Annotated in this window: 11 protein-coding genes and 4 tRNA genes; all 15 read left to right on the top strand. The window is 55.9% G+C overall.

Annotation, left to right across the window (positions count from 1 at the left end):
- The first annotated feature begins 204 nt into the window (after positions 1-204).
- The 15 genes from birA (at position 205) to rpoC (ending at position 14,921) form a co-directional block, all read left to right on the top strand.
- Complete coding sequence (gene birA, locus M2394_RS25570) at positions 205-1,164, top strand: bifunctional biotin--[acetyl-CoA-carboxylase] ligase/biotin operon repressor BirA (protein WP_259175048.1); 960 nt, start codon at positions 205-207, stop codon at positions 1,162-1,164.
- Positions 1,154-1,903 carry a pantothenate kinase gene (locus tag M2394_RS25575; RefSeq protein WP_259175049.1) on the top strand — a complete coding sequence of 250 codons (750 nt, stop codon included), beginning with the start codon at positions 1,154-1,156 and terminating at the stop codon, positions 1,901-1,903. The genes birA and M2394_RS25575 overlap by 11 nt, the downstream gene beginning before the upstream one ends.
- A 7-nt stretch (positions 1,904-1,910) precedes the next feature.
- On the top strand, positions 1,911-2,354 hold the full coding sequence (locus tag M2394_RS25580) for a hypothetical protein (RefSeq protein WP_259175050.1): 444 nt from the start codon (positions 1,911-1,913) through the stop codon (positions 2,352-2,354).
- A gap of 143 nt (positions 2,355-2,497) precedes the next feature.
- Positions 2,498-2,582 (top strand) — tRNA-Tyr (locus M2394_RS25585).
- A gap of 24 nt (positions 2,583-2,606) precedes the next feature.
- Positions 2,607-2,680: transfer RNA gene (locus M2394_RS25590), tRNA-Gly, on the top strand.
- Between the two features lie 26 nt (positions 2,681-2,706).
- A tRNA-Thr gene (locus tag M2394_RS25595) sits at positions 2,707-2,782 on the top strand.
- Positions 2,783-2,943: 161 nt separating this feature from the next.
- Positions 2,944-3,019 (top strand) — tRNA-Trp (locus tag M2394_RS25600).
- Between the two features lie 45 nt (positions 3,020-3,064).
- Positions 3,065-3,433 (top strand): preprotein translocase subunit SecE, encoded by a 369-nt coding sequence (secE, locus tag M2394_RS25605; RefSeq protein WP_003194658.1) that lies wholly within the window; start codon positions 3,065-3,067, stop codon positions 3,431-3,433.
- Between the two features lie 9 nt (positions 3,434-3,442).
- Complete coding sequence (gene nusG / locus M2394_RS25610) at positions 3,443-3,976, top strand: transcription termination/antitermination protein NusG (RefSeq protein ID WP_003176436.1); 534 nt, start codon at positions 3,443-3,445, stop codon at positions 3,974-3,976.
- A gap of 117 nt (positions 3,977-4,093) precedes the next feature.
- Entirely contained in the window at positions 4,094-4,525 is a 432-nt protein-coding gene (rplK, locus tag M2394_RS25615) for a 50S ribosomal protein L11 (protein ID WP_003176435.1), read from the top strand.
- Positions 4,525-5,220 carry a 50S ribosomal protein L1 gene (gene rplA, locus M2394_RS25620; RefSeq protein WP_003176434.1) on the top strand — a complete coding sequence of 232 codons (696 nt, stop codon included), beginning with the start codon at positions 4,525-4,527 and terminating at the stop codon, positions 5,218-5,220. Before rplK ends, rplA begins: the two co-directional genes overlap by 1 nt.
- A 199-nt stretch (positions 5,221-5,419) precedes the next feature.
- Positions 5,420-5,920 carry a 50S ribosomal protein L10 gene (rplJ, locus tag M2394_RS25625; RefSeq protein WP_016969477.1) on the top strand — a complete coding sequence of 167 codons (501 nt, stop codon included), beginning with the start codon at positions 5,420-5,422 and terminating at the stop codon, positions 5,918-5,920.
- Between the two features lie 78 nt (positions 5,921-5,998).
- Positions 5,999-6,364, top strand: a complete 366-nt coding sequence (rplL, locus tag M2394_RS25630; RefSeq protein WP_053125869.1) for a 50S ribosomal protein L7/L12 — start codon at positions 5,999-6,001, stop codon at positions 6,362-6,364.
- 219 nt (positions 6,365-6,583) lie between these two features.
- Positions 6,584-10,657, top strand: a complete 4,074-nt coding sequence (rpoB, locus tag M2394_RS25635) for a DNA-directed RNA polymerase subunit beta (RefSeq protein ID WP_016969475.1) — start codon at positions 6,584-6,586, stop codon at positions 10,655-10,657.
- 64 nt (positions 10,658-10,721) lie between these two features.
- Positions 10,722-14,921 carry a DNA-directed RNA polymerase subunit beta' gene (gene rpoC, locus M2394_RS25640; protein ID WP_178924235.1) on the top strand — a complete coding sequence of 1,400 codons (4,200 nt, stop codon included), beginning with the start codon at positions 10,722-10,724 and terminating at the stop codon, positions 14,919-14,921.
- The last annotated feature ends 157 nt before the right edge of the window (positions 14,922-15,078 follow it).

Consider the following 15,078-nt stretch of genomic DNA (forward strand, 5'->3'; position numbering starts at 1 on the left):
TGGGGTTTCCCCATGTGAGAGTAGGTCATCGTCAAGATTAAATTCCGAAACCCCATTTGCGAGAGCAGATGGGGTTTTGTTTTGGGCGGTCGAAACGTATTTGACGTTTTTGTTGCATAACCTTTTCGCGCTAAGCTCCCGCCTTTCTATGCAATGGCCTTACGCATGGCTATCATGCGTGCCTCATTGTGAGGCGATACTTGCATGCTGACGTTGTTGAAACTCTTGAAAGACGGTCGATTCCACTCTGGAGAGGCATTGGGTGCCGCCTTGGGCATCAGTCGCAGTGCTGTCTGGAAGCAACTGCAGCATCTGGAGACCGAATTGAGCCTGCCTATCCATAAAGTTCGAGGGCGGGGATATCAGCTGGCATCGCCTTTGATCTTTTTGAGTGCCGAAGAGATCAACTCAAATGCGCCTGCCTTGGGCTGGCCCGTCCATATTTCAGACTCCATTGACTCCACCAATGCTGAAGCGTTGCGCCTTGTCGAGACTGGCTGTGCCGCGCCGCTCCTGGTGCTCGCAGAGCAGCAGACGGCAGGGAGAGGACGGCGAGGTCGGACGTGGGCCAGCCCATTCGCGCAAAATGTGTATTACAGCCTCGTACTGCGCATTGAGGGTGGGCTGAGGCAGCTGGAGGGATTGAGTCTCGTCGTCGGGTTGGCTGTCATGCAGGCTCTGCGTGAGTCTGGGGTGCAAGGCGCAGCGCTGAAGTGGCCAAACGACGTTCTGGTCGGTCGGAAGAAAATTGCCGGAATCTTGCTGGAGTTAGTCGGGGATCCCGCTGATATCTGTCACGTTGTCCTTGGGGTTGGAATTAACGTGAATATGCAGAGGACTGCAGACGTTGATCAGCAGTGGACCTCGGTGCAGTTGGAAGCGGGTTTACCCCTTGACCGCAACCTTCTTGTTGCAAGACTTGGCCTGCAACTGCAGCACTACCTGGACCGGCATAAGGCCTCCGGGTTTGCGGCGCTCCAGGAAGAGTGGGAGCAGAATCATTTGTGGCAGGGTAAGGCTGTTTCCCTTATAGCGGGGGTTACTCACATTGACGGGGTGGTCTTGGGCGTCGATCGTCAGGGGGCATTGCGGTTGAGTGTTGAGGGGGTCGAAAAGACGTACAGCGGTGGTGAATTAAGCCTGAGGTTGCGTGATGATTCTTGAGCTCGACTGTGGGAACAGCTTCATCAAGTGGCGTGTGCTTGATTTGCCAGCGGTAGGTGCGTTTGCAGAAGGCGTTGTCGGTTCGGATGTCGCGTTGATAGATAGCTTGTCAGCGCTGCCAGGCCTCTTGCTGACACGCTGCCGTTTGGTGAGTGTTCGCGCGTTGGAGGAAACGAGCAAGTTGGTGGCGGCCTTGGAGGTCGCTTTTGGGGTTGTCGTGTCCTGTGCTGCGCCCGCGCGCGACATGGCGGGCGTTCGCAACGGGTATGAGGCGTTTGAGCGCCTCGGGCTTGATCGCTGGTTGGCAATGCTCGGTGCTTTCAAATTGGCCTCGGGTGCCTGCCTGGTACTTGATTTCGGTACTGCGGCAACGGCCGATTTTATTGCTGCAGATGGTGAGCACCTAGGAGGCTTCATTTGTCCTGGCATGCCGCTAATGCGTAACCAGTTGCGAACTCATACCCGCAAGATACGTTACGACGATGCTGCAGCCGAGCAGGCATTGGCGCGCTTGTCGCCAGGTCGTACCACCGTAGAGGCGGTCGAGCGCGGCTGTACGCTCATGCTGAGAGGGTTTGTGCTGACTCAGCTGGAGCTTGCTCGAAGTTACTGGGGGGATGAGTTCACGGTGTTTCTCACCGGTGGGGATGCCGAGCTCGTTTCGGAGGCCGTGCCTCAAGCTCGGCTTGTTCCGGATCTGGTCTTCGTTGGCCTGGCGATGGCGTGCCCTTTGTCCTGAGGTGTTTATGCGTTGGCTGTTTTTGCTTTTGCTGGTCCTCAATGCGTTCTACTACATTTGGCATCAGCAAGAGGCGCCGTTACGGGCAAAGGATGTCACTCCTCTGAGTCTCTACAGGGGCTCGCAGCAGGATATCCGCCTTCTGAGTGAATCCTCCGATGCGGTGCAAAAGCGCGACAGGGTCAAGGCCTCTGAGGTGAATGCCTGTTTGTACCTGGGTGGCTTTGCGGATCAGCGACAAGCATTAATGCTTGAGCAGCGCCTCATCAGTCTGGATATAAAGGTCAAGATGCAATTGCTCAATACACAGGAGGCCTCTGGTTACTGGCTCCGTGTTGCCCCTGAAAGCAGGCGCCTCGCTGATGATCTGCCCTTTGAAAACCTTGCTAAGGAATTCAATGAGTTAAAACATAAAATAATGTTGTGCGAAGGCGTTGCAACTCTCGATTAGTTTGCATAGAATGGCGCCCGCTTCGCAGTGAAGACCTTTACGGTCAACGGTGTGAAGCGAAGGTCAATGCAGCTAACCTCATATTTTTAAATGAGAAAATGCTTGACAGAAGGTCGGCGTGATGTAAAATGCCGGCTCGCTTAGGAGGGGTTCCCGAGCGGCCAAAGGGATCAGACTGTAAATCTGACGTCTACGACTTCGAAGGTTCGAATCCTTCCCCCTCCACCATTTTTAGCGTGAGCTGCAAGCTCCGCGGGTATAGTTTAGTGGTAGAACCTCAGCCTTCCAAGCTGATGATGCGGGTTCGATTCCCGCTACCCGCTCCAAGTTTGCAGGTTGTGCAATGTGTTTCGCTCTTGTAGCTCAGTTGGTAGAGCACACCCTTGGTAAGGGTGAGGTCAGCGGTTCAAATCCGCTCAAGAGCTCCATATAACAAGGCAGATATGAAAATATCTGCCTTTGTTTTAACAGCTGCCTCGGCTTGATGGTGTTCTGCTTGGCCTTGTTGCTGGGTGATTTCAAGTCTCTTGGGGTTGGTTGTTGTAAAGTCTTTTTCAGGCCTGCATAATGGTCGGCCTGATTTTGTTTTAGGTCAGTAGCTCAATTGGCAGAGCGACGGTCTCCAAAACCGTAGGTTGGGGGTTCGATTCCCTCCTGACCTGCCAGATTCACGTGGTGTGTCTGGCTTTCTTTTCACAGGATCTTCATAGATGACTCCTAAGGCTGAAGCTCAAAGCTCTCGTTTCGATCTGGTCAAGTGGCTCGCCGTAGTCGCGTTGGTGGTCGTAGGCGTTGTCGGCAATCAGTACTATTCTGCTTCGCCGATCCTGTACCGTGTGCTCGCATTGCTTGCTCTTGCTGCTGTAGCTGCCTTTGTAGGCCTGCAGACCGCTAAAGGCAAGTCTTTCGCGGTCCTGGTAAAGGAAGCTCGCACCGAAATTCGTAAAGTCGTTTGGCCGACTCGCCAAGAAACCACGCAGACCACCCTGATTGTGGTGGCTGTTGTTCTGGTTATGGCGTTGCTGTTGTGGGGTCTTGATTCCCTGCTCGGTTGGCTTGTTTCCTTGATTGTTGGCTAAGGGTGTCCCGTGGCTAAGCGTTGGTACGTTGTGCATGCTTACTCGGGTTACGAGAAGCATGTTATGCGCTCTTTGCTGGAGCGCGTAAAGCTGGCAGGCATGGAAGATGGCTTCGGCGAAATTCTGGTTCCCACTGAGGAAGTGGTCGAAATGCGGAATGGCCAGAAGCGCAAGAGCGAACGCAAGTTCTTTCCAGGCTACGTGCTGGTTCAAATGGACATGAATGAAGGTACTTGGCACTTAGTCAAGGATACCCCTCGTGTCATGGGTTTCATCGGCGGTACCGCTGATAAGCCTGCTCCAATCACTGACAAAGAGGCGGAAGCAATTCTGCGTCGTGTTGCTGATGGCAGCGACAAGCCCAAGCCGAAGACGTTGTTCGAGCCGGGTGAGGTTGTTCGTGTTACAGATGGTCCGTTTGCTGATTTTAACGGCACTGTCGAAGAAGTTAACTACGAAAAGAGCCGGATCCAAGTGGCTGTGCTCATTTTCGGTCGCTCTACTCCGGTAGAGTTGGAGTTCAGTCAGGTCGAGAAGGTCTAGCTGAGCAAGCATCCCAACCCCACAGTCCTAGGCTGTGGGGTTTTGTCGTCACTGGGATAAACGCGCAAGTAACCGGGGAGCCTTTCGAGGCGTTTGAACCCGTAATTGGAGTGCCTCATGGCCAAGAAGATTACCGCTTACATCAAGCTGCAAGTGAAGGCCGCTCAGGCCAACCCAAGCCCACCCGTCGGTCCAGCTCTGGGTCAGCACGGCGTGAACATCATGGAATTCTGCAAGGCCTTCAACGCCCGTACTCAGGGTCTTGAGCCAGGTCTGCCGACTCCGGTGATCATCACTGTATACAGCGACCGTAGCTTCACTTTCGAAACCAAGTCGACCCCGGCTTCGGTTCTGCTGAAGAAAGCTGCTGGTCTGACTAGCGGTTCCGCTCGTCCTAACACCGTTAAGGTTGGCACCGTAACTCGTGCTCAGCTGGAAGAAATCGCGAAAACCAAAAACGCGGATCTGACTGCAGCTGATATGGATGCAGCCGTGCGTACCATCGCCGGTTCTGCTCGTAGCATGGGCCTTAACGTGGAGGGTGTGTAATGGCTAAGCTGACCAAGCGCCAAAAGGCTATCGCCGGCAAAATCGAAGCGGGCAAGTCCTACAACTTTGTAGACGCTGCCGCCCTGCTGACCGAGCTGTCGACTGTCAAGTTCAGCGAGTCCGTTGACGTTGCTGTAAACCTGGGTGTTGACCCACGTAAATCCGACCAGGTCGTTCGTAGCGCAACTGTGCTGCCACACGGTACTGGCAAGACTGTACGTGTAGCTGTCTTCACCCAAGGCCCGGCAGCTGAAGCTGCTCTGGCCGCCGGCGCTGACCGCGTTGGCATGGATGACCTGGCTGCCGAAATGAAAGGCGGCGACCTGAACTACGACGTGGTTATTGCCTCCCCGGATGCAATGCGCGTTGTAGGTCAGTTGGGTCAGATCCTCGGTCCACGTGGTCTGATGCCTAACCCTAAAGTCGGCACCGTAACCCCAGACGTAGCTACCGCGGTTAAAAACGCCAAAGCTGGTCAGGTTCGTTATCGCACCGACAAAAACGGCATTATCCACACCTCCGTTGGCAAGGTCGGTTTCGACGCCGTCAAGCTGAAGGAAAACGTTGAAGCCCTGATCGCTGATCTGAAGCGCATCAAGCCAGCTTCCTCGAAAGGTATCTACGTCAAGCGCGTTACCCTGAGCACCACTATGGGCCCAGGTCTGGTCATCGACCAAGGCTCGCTGGACGTATAAGACACAGATTGGCGCGAGAGATTGCGCCAATTGAAAAAATTGGGGTCCCTGCCTGGCGGGGGCTATCCAAGACCGTAGGCGACGCAAGTCTTAAACCACAAGCCTACGCAGATGGTGCTCCCGGTTCCTTACCGAATCAGACACCAAAACGACATCCGGCTCCGGCCAGATGAAACGGTAACAAGCAGGAGTTAAACCCGTGGCAATTAATCTCGAAGACAAGAAGGCCATCGTCGCTGAAGTCAACGAGGCTGCCAAAGCTGCTCTGTCCGCTGTCGTGGCTGATGCCCGTGGTGTGACAGTAGGCGCTATGACCGGACTCCGTAAAGAGGCTCGTGAAGCTGGCGTATACGTACGTGTTGTACGTAACACCCTGCTCAAGCGCGCTGTTGCTGACACTGAATACAGTGTTCTCAACGACGTGTTCACTGGCCCGACTCTGATCGCGTTCTCCAAAGAACATCCAGGCGCTGCTGCCCGTTTGTTCAAAGAGTTTGCCAAGAGTCAGGATAAGTTCGAGATCAAGGCAGCTGCGTTCGAGGGCAAGTTCCTCGCAGCTAACCAAATCGACGTACTGGCAACACTGCCGACCCGCGACGAAGCCATTTCGCAGCTGATGAGCGTGATTCAAGGCGCTACCAGCAAGCTGGCTCGTACTCTGGCCGCAGTTCGCGAGCAAAAAGAAGCTGCCGCAGCCTAAGGCTGAGCGACTTCTCTCGCGTATTTTTGTTTATTTCGATGGCCGAGTAGGCCGTCCCCCAATTCAGGAAATACAGCAATGTCTATCTCCCAAGACGATATCCTCAACGCCGTAGCTGAAATGTCGGTTCTGCAGGTTGTTGAGCTGATCAAAGCTTTCGAAGAAAAATTCGGCGTTTCCGCTGCCGCTGCTTCCGCTGGTCCAGCTGCTGCTGCTGCCGTTGTTGAAGAGCAAACCGAATTCAACGTCATGCTGACCGAAGCTGGCGAGAAGAAAGTAAACGTGATCAAGGCAGTACGTGAACTGACCGGTCTGGGCCTGAAAGAAGCCAAGGCTGTAGTTGACGGCGCTCCTGCCATGGTTCTGGAAGCTGTTGCCAAAGACGCAGCTGACAAAGCCAAAGCAGTACTGGAAGAAGCAGGCGCTAAAGTCGAGCTGAAGTAAGCATCGACCTTGCGTCTCCAGCCCAAGCGTTAAGCTGAAGGCTGATGGCTGGTGGCTCTTGCCACCGGCCTTTTTCCGTTCTTGGCTGTCGACTCGGTCGCCGCCATTAACGCGCTGTAGCCACCCGATGCGGTGGTGCAAACCATGGGGTTTGCGAGATTTTCTGGCTGCTCCCGTCGGAGGGGCCAAACAAGCAGGTGACCAAGCTGGGGAACGCTGATGGCTTACTCATATACTGAGAAAAAACGTATCCGCAAGGACTTTAGCAAGTTGCCGGACGTCATGGATGTCCCGTACCTTCTGGCTATCCAGCTGGATTCGTATCGTGAATTCTTGCAGGCGGGAGCGACCAAAGATCAGTTCCGCGACGTGGGCCTGCATGCGGCCTTCAAATCCGTTTTCCCGATCATCAGCTACTCCGGCAATGCTGCGCTGGAGTACGTCGGTTATCGCCTGGGCGAACCGGCATTTGATGTCAAAGAATGCGTGTTGCGCGGTGTTACTTACGCCGTACCTTTGCGGGTAAAAGTGCGCCTGATCATTTTCGACAAAGAATCGTCGAACAAAGCGATCAAGGACATCAAAGAGCAAGAAGTCTACATGGGCGAAATCCCATTGATGACAGAGAACGGTACCTTCGTTATCAACGGTACCGAGCGTGTGATCGTTTCCCAGCTGCACCGTTCCCCGGGCGTGTTCTTCGACCACGACCGCGGCAAGACGCACAGCTCCGGCAAGCTCCTGTACTCCGCGCGGATCATTCCGTACCGCGGTTCGTGGTTGGACTTCGAGTTCGACCCGAAAGACTGCGTGTTCGTGCGTATCGACCGTCGTCGCAAGCTGCCGGCTTCGGTACTGCTGCGCGCGCTCGGTTATACCACCGAGCAGGTGCTGGACGCCTTCTACACCACCAACGTATTCAGCCTGAAGGATGAAACCCTCAAGCTGGAGCTGATCGCTTCGCGCCTGCGTGGTGAAATTGCTGTTCTGGACATCCAGGATGACAAGGGCAAGGTCATTGTTGAGGCTGGCCGTCGTATTACTGCGCGCCACATCAACCAGATCGAAAAAGCCGGTATCAAAGAGCTGGAAGTGCCACTGGACTACGTCCTGGGTCGTACTACCGCCAAGGTCATCGTTCACCCGGCAACAGGCGAGATCCTGGCCGAGTGCAACACCGAGCTGAACACCGAGATCCTGGCCAAGATCGCCAAGGCTCAGGTTGTTCGCATCGAGACTTTGTACACCAACGATATCGACTGCGGTCCGTTCATCTCCGACACACTGAAGATCGACTCCACCAGCAACCAATTGGAAGCGCTGGTCGAGATCTATCGCATGATGCGTCCAGGTGAGCCACCAACCAAAGACGCTGCCGAAACCCTGTTCAACAACCTGTTCTTCAGCCCTGAGCGCTATGACCTGTCTGCGGTCGGCCGGATGAAGTTCAACCGTCGTATCGGTCGTACCGAGATCGAAGGTTCGGGCGTGCTGTGCAAGGAAGACATCGTCGCGGTACTGAAGACCCTGGTCGACATCCGTAACGGTAAAGGCATCGTCGATGACATCGACCACCTGGGTAACCGTCGTGTTCGCTGCGTAGGCGAAATGGCCGAGAACCAGTTCCGCGTAGGCCTGGTACGTGTTGAGCGTGCGGTCAAAGAGCGTCTGTCGATGGCAGAAAGCGAAGGCCTGATGCCGCAAGACCTGATCAACGCCAAGCCAGTGGCTGCGGCGGTGAAAGAGTTCTTCGGTTCCAGCCAGCTTTCCCAGTTCATGGACCAGAACAACCCTCTCTCCGAGATCACCCACAAGCGCCGTGTATCCGCACTGGGCCCGGGCGGTCTGACCCGTGAGCGTGCAGGCTTTGAAGTGCGTGACGTACACCCGACGCACTACGGTCGTGTTTGCCCGATCGAGACGCCGGAAGGTCCGAACATCGGCCTGATCAACTCCCTGGCCGCGTATGCGCGCACCAACCAGTATGGCTTCCTCGAGAGCCCGTACCGCGTGGTGAAAGACGCTCTGGTCACCGACGAGATCGTGTTCCTGTCCGCCATCGAAGAAGCTGATCACGTGATCGCTCAGGCTTCGGCCACGATGAACGACAAGAAAGTCCTGGTCGACGAGCTGGTAGCTGTTCGTCACTTGAACGAGTTCACCGTCAAGGCGCCGGAAGACGTCACCTTGATGGACGTTTCGCCGAAGCAAGTAGTTTCGGTTGCAGCGTCGCTGATCCCGTTCCTGGAGCACGATGACGCCAACCGTGCGTTGATGGGTTCCAACATGCAGCGTCAAGCTGTACCCACCCTGCGCGCTGACAAGCCGCTGGTAGGTACCGGCATGGAGCGTAACGTAGCCCGTGACTCCGGCGTTTGCGTCGTGGCTCGTCGTGGCGGCGTGATCGACTCCGTTGATGCCAGCCGTATCGTGGTTCGTGTTGCCGATGACGAAGTTGAAACTGGCGAAGCCGGTGTCGACATCTACAACCTGACCAAATACACCCGCTCGAACCAGAACACCTGCATCAACCAGCGTCCGCTGGTGAGCAAGGGTGATCGCGTTCAGCGTAGCGACATCATGGCCGACGGCCCGTCCACCGACATGGGTGAACTGGCACTGGGTCAGAACATGCGCATCGCGTTCATGGCATGGAACGGCTTCAACTTCGAAGACTCCATCTGCCTGTCCGAGCGTGTTGTTCAAGAAGACCGCTTCACCACGATCCACATTCAGGAACTGACCTGTGTGGCGCGTGACACCAAGCTTGGCCCAGAGGAAATCACTGCAGACATCCCGAACGTGGGTGAAGCTGCACTGAACAAGCTGGACGAAGCCGGTATCGTTTATGTAGGTGCTGAAGTAGGCGCAGGCGACATCCTGGTCGGTAAGGTCACTCCGAAAGGCGAGACTCAACTGACTCCGGAAGAAAAACTGCTGCGTGCCATCTTCGGTGAAAAAGCCAGCGACGTTAAAGACACCTCCCTGCGAGTGCCGACTGGCACCAAAGGTACTGTCATCGACGTACAGGTCTTCACCCGTGACGGCGTTGAGCGTGATGCTCGTGCACTGTCCATCGAGAAGACCCAGCTCGACGAGATCCGCAAGGACCTGAACGAAGAGTTCCGTATCGTTGAAGGCGCGACCTTCGAACGTCTGCGTTCCGCTCTGGTAGGCCACAAGGCTGAAGGCGGCGCAGGTCTGAAGAAAGGTCAGGACATCACCGACGAAATCCTCGACGGTCTTGAGCACGGCCAGTGGTTCAAACTGCGCATGGCTGAAGATGCGCTGAACGAGCAGCTCGAGAAGGCCCAGGCCTACATCGTTGATCGCCGCCGTCTGCTGGACGACAAGTTCGAAGACAAGAAGCGCAAACTGCAGCAGGGCGATGACCTGGCTCCAGGCGTGCTGAAAATCGTCAAGGTTTACCTGGCAATCCGTCGCCGCATCCAGCCGGGCGACAAGATGGCCGGTCGTCACGGTAACAAAGGTGTGGTCTCCGTGATCATGCCGGTTGAAGACATGCCGCACGATGCCAATGGCACCCCGGTCGACGTCGTCCTCAACCCGTTGGGCGTACCTTCGCGTATGAACGTTGGTCAGATCCTTGAAACCCACCTGGGCCTCGCGGCCAAAGGTCTGGGCGAGAAGATCAACCGTATGATCGAAGAGCAGCGCAAGGTTGCTGACCTGCGCAAGTTCCTGCACGAGATCTACAACGAGATCGGCGGTCGCAACGAAGAGCTGGACACCTTCTCCGACCAGGAAATCCTGGATCTGGCGAAGAACCTGCGCGGCGGCGTTCCAATGGCTACCCCGGTGTTCGACGGTGCCAAGGAAAGCGAAATCAAGGCCATGCTGAAACTGGCAGACCTGCCAGAAAGCGGCCAGATGCAGCTGTTCGACGGCCGTACCGGCAACAAGTTCGAGCGCCCGGTTACTGTTGGCTACATGTACATGCTGAAGCTGAACCACTTGGTAGACGACAAGATGCACGCTCGTTCTACCGGTTCGTACAGCCTGGTTACCCAGCAGCCGCTGGGTGGTAAGGCTCAGTTCGGTGGTCAGCGTTTCGGGGAGATGGAGGTCTGGGCACTGGAAGCATACGGTGCTGCTTACACTCTGCAAGAAATGCTCACAGTGAAGTCGGACGATGTGAACGGTCGGACCAAGATGTACAAAAACATCGTGGACGGCGATCACCGTATGGAGCCGGGCATGCCCGAGTCCTTCAACGTGTTGATCAAAGAAATTCGTTCCCTCGGCATCGATATCGATCTGGAAACCGAATAACACGTGACGCGAATCGAGAGCGGGGCTGTTTGGCCCGCTCTCTGCTCCGCCAGGAGGAAAGGCCTTGAAAGACCTACTGAATTTGCTGAAAAACCAGGGTCAAGTCGAAGAGTTCGACGCCATCCGTATTGGGTTGGCATCGCCTGAGATGATCCGTTCGTGGTCGTTCGGTGAAGTTAAAAAGCCGGAAACCATCAACTACCGTACGTTCAAACCTGAGCGTGACGGCCTGTTCTGCGCCAAGATCTTTGGCCCGGTAAAGGATTACGAGTGCCTGTGCGGTAAGTACAAGCGCTTGAAGCACCGTGGTGTGATCTGCGAGAAGTGCGGCGTTGAAGTTGCACTGGCCAAGGTTCGTCGTGAGCGCATGGCGCACATCGAGCTGGCTTCGCCGGTTGCCCACATCTGGTTCCTGAAATCGCTGCCGTCCCGTATCGGCTTGCTGATGGACATGACCCTGCGTGATATCGAGCGCGTTCTCTACTTCGAGAGCTATGTCGTTATCGATCCAGGCATGACCACCCTTGAAAAAGGTCAGCTGCTGAACGACGAACAGTACTTCGAAGCGCTGGAAGAGTTCGGCGACGATTTCGATGCCCGCATGGGTGCCGAAGCTGTCCGCGAACTGCTGCACGCTATCGACCTGGAGCACGAGATTGGCCGTCTGCGCGAAGAAATTCCGCAAACCAACTCCGAAACCAAGATCAAGAAGCTGTCCAAGCGTCTGAAGTTGATGGAAGCCTTCCAAGGTTCCGGCAACCTGCCAGAGTGGATGGTGCTGACCGTTCTGCCGGTTCTGCCGCCAGACCTGCGTCCGCTGGTACCGTTGGACGGTGGTCGTTTCGCGACCTCCGACCTCAACGACCTGTACCGCCGCGTGATCAACCGTAACAACCGCTTGAAGCGCCTGCTCGATCTGTCCGCTCCGGACATCATCGTGCGCAACGAAAAGCGTATGTTGCAGGAAGCGGTCGATGCCTTGCTCGACAACGGTCGTCGTGGCCGCGCTATCACAGGTTCCAACAAGCGTCCTCTGAAATCCCTGGCTGACATGATCAAGGGTAAGCAAGGTCGTTTCCGTCAGAACTTGCTCGGTAAGCGTGTTGACTACTCCGGTCGTTCGGTAATTACCGTAGGCCCGACCCTGCGTCTGCACCAGTGCGGTCTGCCTAAGAAGATGGCTCTGGAGCTGTTCAAGCCGTTCATCTTCGGCAAGCTGGAAATGCGCGGTCTCGCGACCACCATCAAAGCGGCCAAGAAAATGGTCGAGCGCGAACTGCCAGAGGTTTGGGACGTTCTCGCTGAAGTGATCCGTGAACACCCGGTTCTCCTCAACCGTGCACCGACCCTTCACCGTTTGGGTATCCAGGCGTTTGAACCGGTACTGATCGAAGGTAAGGCTATCCAGCTGCACCCTCTGGTCTGTGCTGCGTACAACGCCGACTTCGACGGCGACCAAATGGCCGTGCACGTACCGCTGACGCTGGAAGCCCAGTTGGAAGCGCGTGCGTTGATGATGTCGACCAACAACATTCTGTCGCCAGCCAACGGTGAGCCAATCATCGTTCCGTCGCAGGACGTTGTATTGGGTCTGTACTACATGACCCGTGAAGCGATCAACGCCAAGGGCGAAGGTCGTGTGTTTGCTGACCTGCAAGAAGTTGACCGTGTGTTCCGTGCCGGCGAAGCCGCACTGCACGCCAAGGTCAAAGTGCGGATCAACGAAACCGTCAACGACCGTGATGGCGGCAGCGTGACCAGCACCCGTATCGTCGACACTACTGTCGGTCGTGCGCTGCTGTATCAAGTTGTACCAAAAGGTCTGTCATACGACGTCGTCAACCTGCCGATGAAGAAAAAGGCGATCTCCAAGCTGATCAACCAGTGCTACCGCGTGGTTGGTCTGAAAGAGACCGTGATCTTCGCTGACCAGTTGATGTACACCGGTTTTGCTTACTCGACCATTTCCGGCGTTTCCATCGGTGTTAACGACTTCGTTATCCCGGATGAAAAAGCCCGCATCATCGGTGCTGCCACCGACGAAGTGAAAGAGATCGAAAGCCAGTACGCCTCCGGCCTGGTAACCCAGGGCGAGAAGTACAACAAGGTAATCGACCTTTGGTCGAAGGCGAACGACGAAGTTTCCAAGGCGATGATGGCCAACCTCTCGAAAGAGAAAGTCATCGACCGTCACGGCGACGAAGTTGACCAAGAGTCCTTCAACTCGATGTACATGATGGCCGACTCGGGCGCACGGGGTTCTGCTGCGCAGATCCGTCAGCTCGCCGGTATGCGTGGCCTGATGGCCAAGCCGGACGGTTCCATCATCGAAACGCCGATTACTGCGAACTTCCGTGAAGGTTTGAGCGTACTCCAGTACTTCATCTCCACTCACGGTGCTCGTAAAGGTCTGGCGGATACCGCGTTGAAAACCGCTAACTCCGGTTACCTGACTCGTCGTCTGGTAGACGTTGCACAAGATCTGGTTGTGACCGAGATCGATTGCGGCACCGAGCACGGCTTGCTGATGACACCGCACATTGAAGGCGGTGACGTTGTAGAGCCGCTGGGTGAGCGCGTATTGGGTCGTGTTATTGCCCGTGACGTATTCAAGCCAGGTACCGAGGAAGTTATCGTTCCTGCTGGCACCCTGGTAGACGAAAAGTGGGTCGAGTTCATCGAACTCAACAGCATCGACGAAGTGATCGTTCGCTCGCCGATCAGCTGCGAAACCCGCTACGGCATTTGCGCCAAGTGCTACGGCCGTGACTTGGCTCGTGGTCACCAGGTGAACATCGGTGAAGCGGTCGGCGTTATCGCTGCCCAGTCCATCGGTGAGCCGGGTACCCAGCTGACCATGCGTACGTTCCACATCGGTGGTGCGGCAAGCCGGACCTCCGCAGCCGACAGCGTTCAGGTGAAGAATGGCGGTACCGTCCGTCTGCACAACCTGAAGCACGTTGAGCGAGTGGATGGCCACCTGGTAGCTGTGTCCCGTTCCGGTGAGCTGGCAATCGCTGATGACTACGGTCGTGAGCGTGAGCGTTACAAGCTGCCGTACGGCGCTGTGATTTCGGTTAAAGAGGGTGACAAGGTCGACGCTGGCGCAATCGTGGCCAAGTGGGATCCGCACACTCACCCAATCGTTACCGAAATGAAAGGTACCGTGACCTACGTGGGCATGGAAGAAGGCATCACGATCAAGCGTCAGACTGACGAATTGACCGGTATGACCAACATTGAAGTACTCGACGCGAAAGATCGTCCAGCTGCCGGTAAAGACATCCGTCCAGCCGTGAAGATGGTCGATGACAACGGCAAGGATCTGTTGCTGCCAGGCACTGACGTTATCGCTCAGTACTTCCTGCCAGCCAACGCCCTGGTCGGTGTAGCGGATGGTGCGAAGATCGCGATCGGTGATGTTATCGCGCGTATCCCGCAAGAAACTTCGAAGACCCGTGACATCACCGGTGGTCTGCCGCGTGTTGCCGACTTGTTCGAAGCGCGTCGTCCGAAAGAAGCGTCGATCCTGGCTGAAGTCAGCGGCACCATCGCGTTCGGTAAAGAGACCAAGGGCAAGCGCCGTCTGGTCATTACCCCGAACGACGGTAGCGATCCGTATGAAGAGCTGATTCCGAAGTGGCGTCACCTGAACGTGTTCGAAGGCGAACAGGTAAACCGCGGCGAAGTTATCTCCGACGGTCCGAGCGATCCACACGACATTCTGCGTCTGCTGGGTGTGAGTGCGCTGGCCAAATACATCGTTAACGAGATCCAGGACGTTTACCGCCTGCAAGGCGTGAAGATCAACGATAAGCACATCGAGACCATCCTGCGTCAGATGCTGCGTAAAGTTGAAATCGCTGAATCCGGCGATTCCAGTTTCATCAAGGGCGACCAGATGGAACTGACTCACGTACTGGTGGAAAACGAGCGCCTGACGAACGAAGACAAATTCGTGTCCAAGTTCACTCGCGTGCTGCTGGGTATCACCAAGGCGTCGTTGTCGACTGAGTCGTTCATCTCGGCGGCCTCCTTCCAGGAGACCACTCGCGTACTGACCGAGGCAGCGGTAACCGGCAAGCGCGATTACCTGCGCGGCCTGAAAGAAAACGTGGTTGTGGGTCGTCTGATCCCGGCCGGTACCGGCTTGGCTTACCACAGCGAACGTAAGCGTCGCCGTGATGCTGACAAGCCGTTGCGCGTAAGCGCCAGTGAAGTGGAAGCTGCACTGACCGAAGCGCTGAACTCCAGCGGTAACTGAGTTCTGCGATAAATAAGTCCGGGCCCTGGCAGCTCCATTCGTCGGATCGAGGCAATTTTGCCCCGGTTCGATGAGAGGGGAGGTCGGGGCCTTGCCTTGACTGGGGGCAAGATCCTCTTTAGACTCTTGTACCCCTAAATTTGGCGGGAATTCGTTC

The organism is Pseudomonas sp. BIGb0164, assembly GCF_024810135.1.
Lineage (GTDB): Bacteria > Pseudomonadota > Gammaproteobacteria > Pseudomonadales > Pseudomonadaceae > Aquipseudomonas.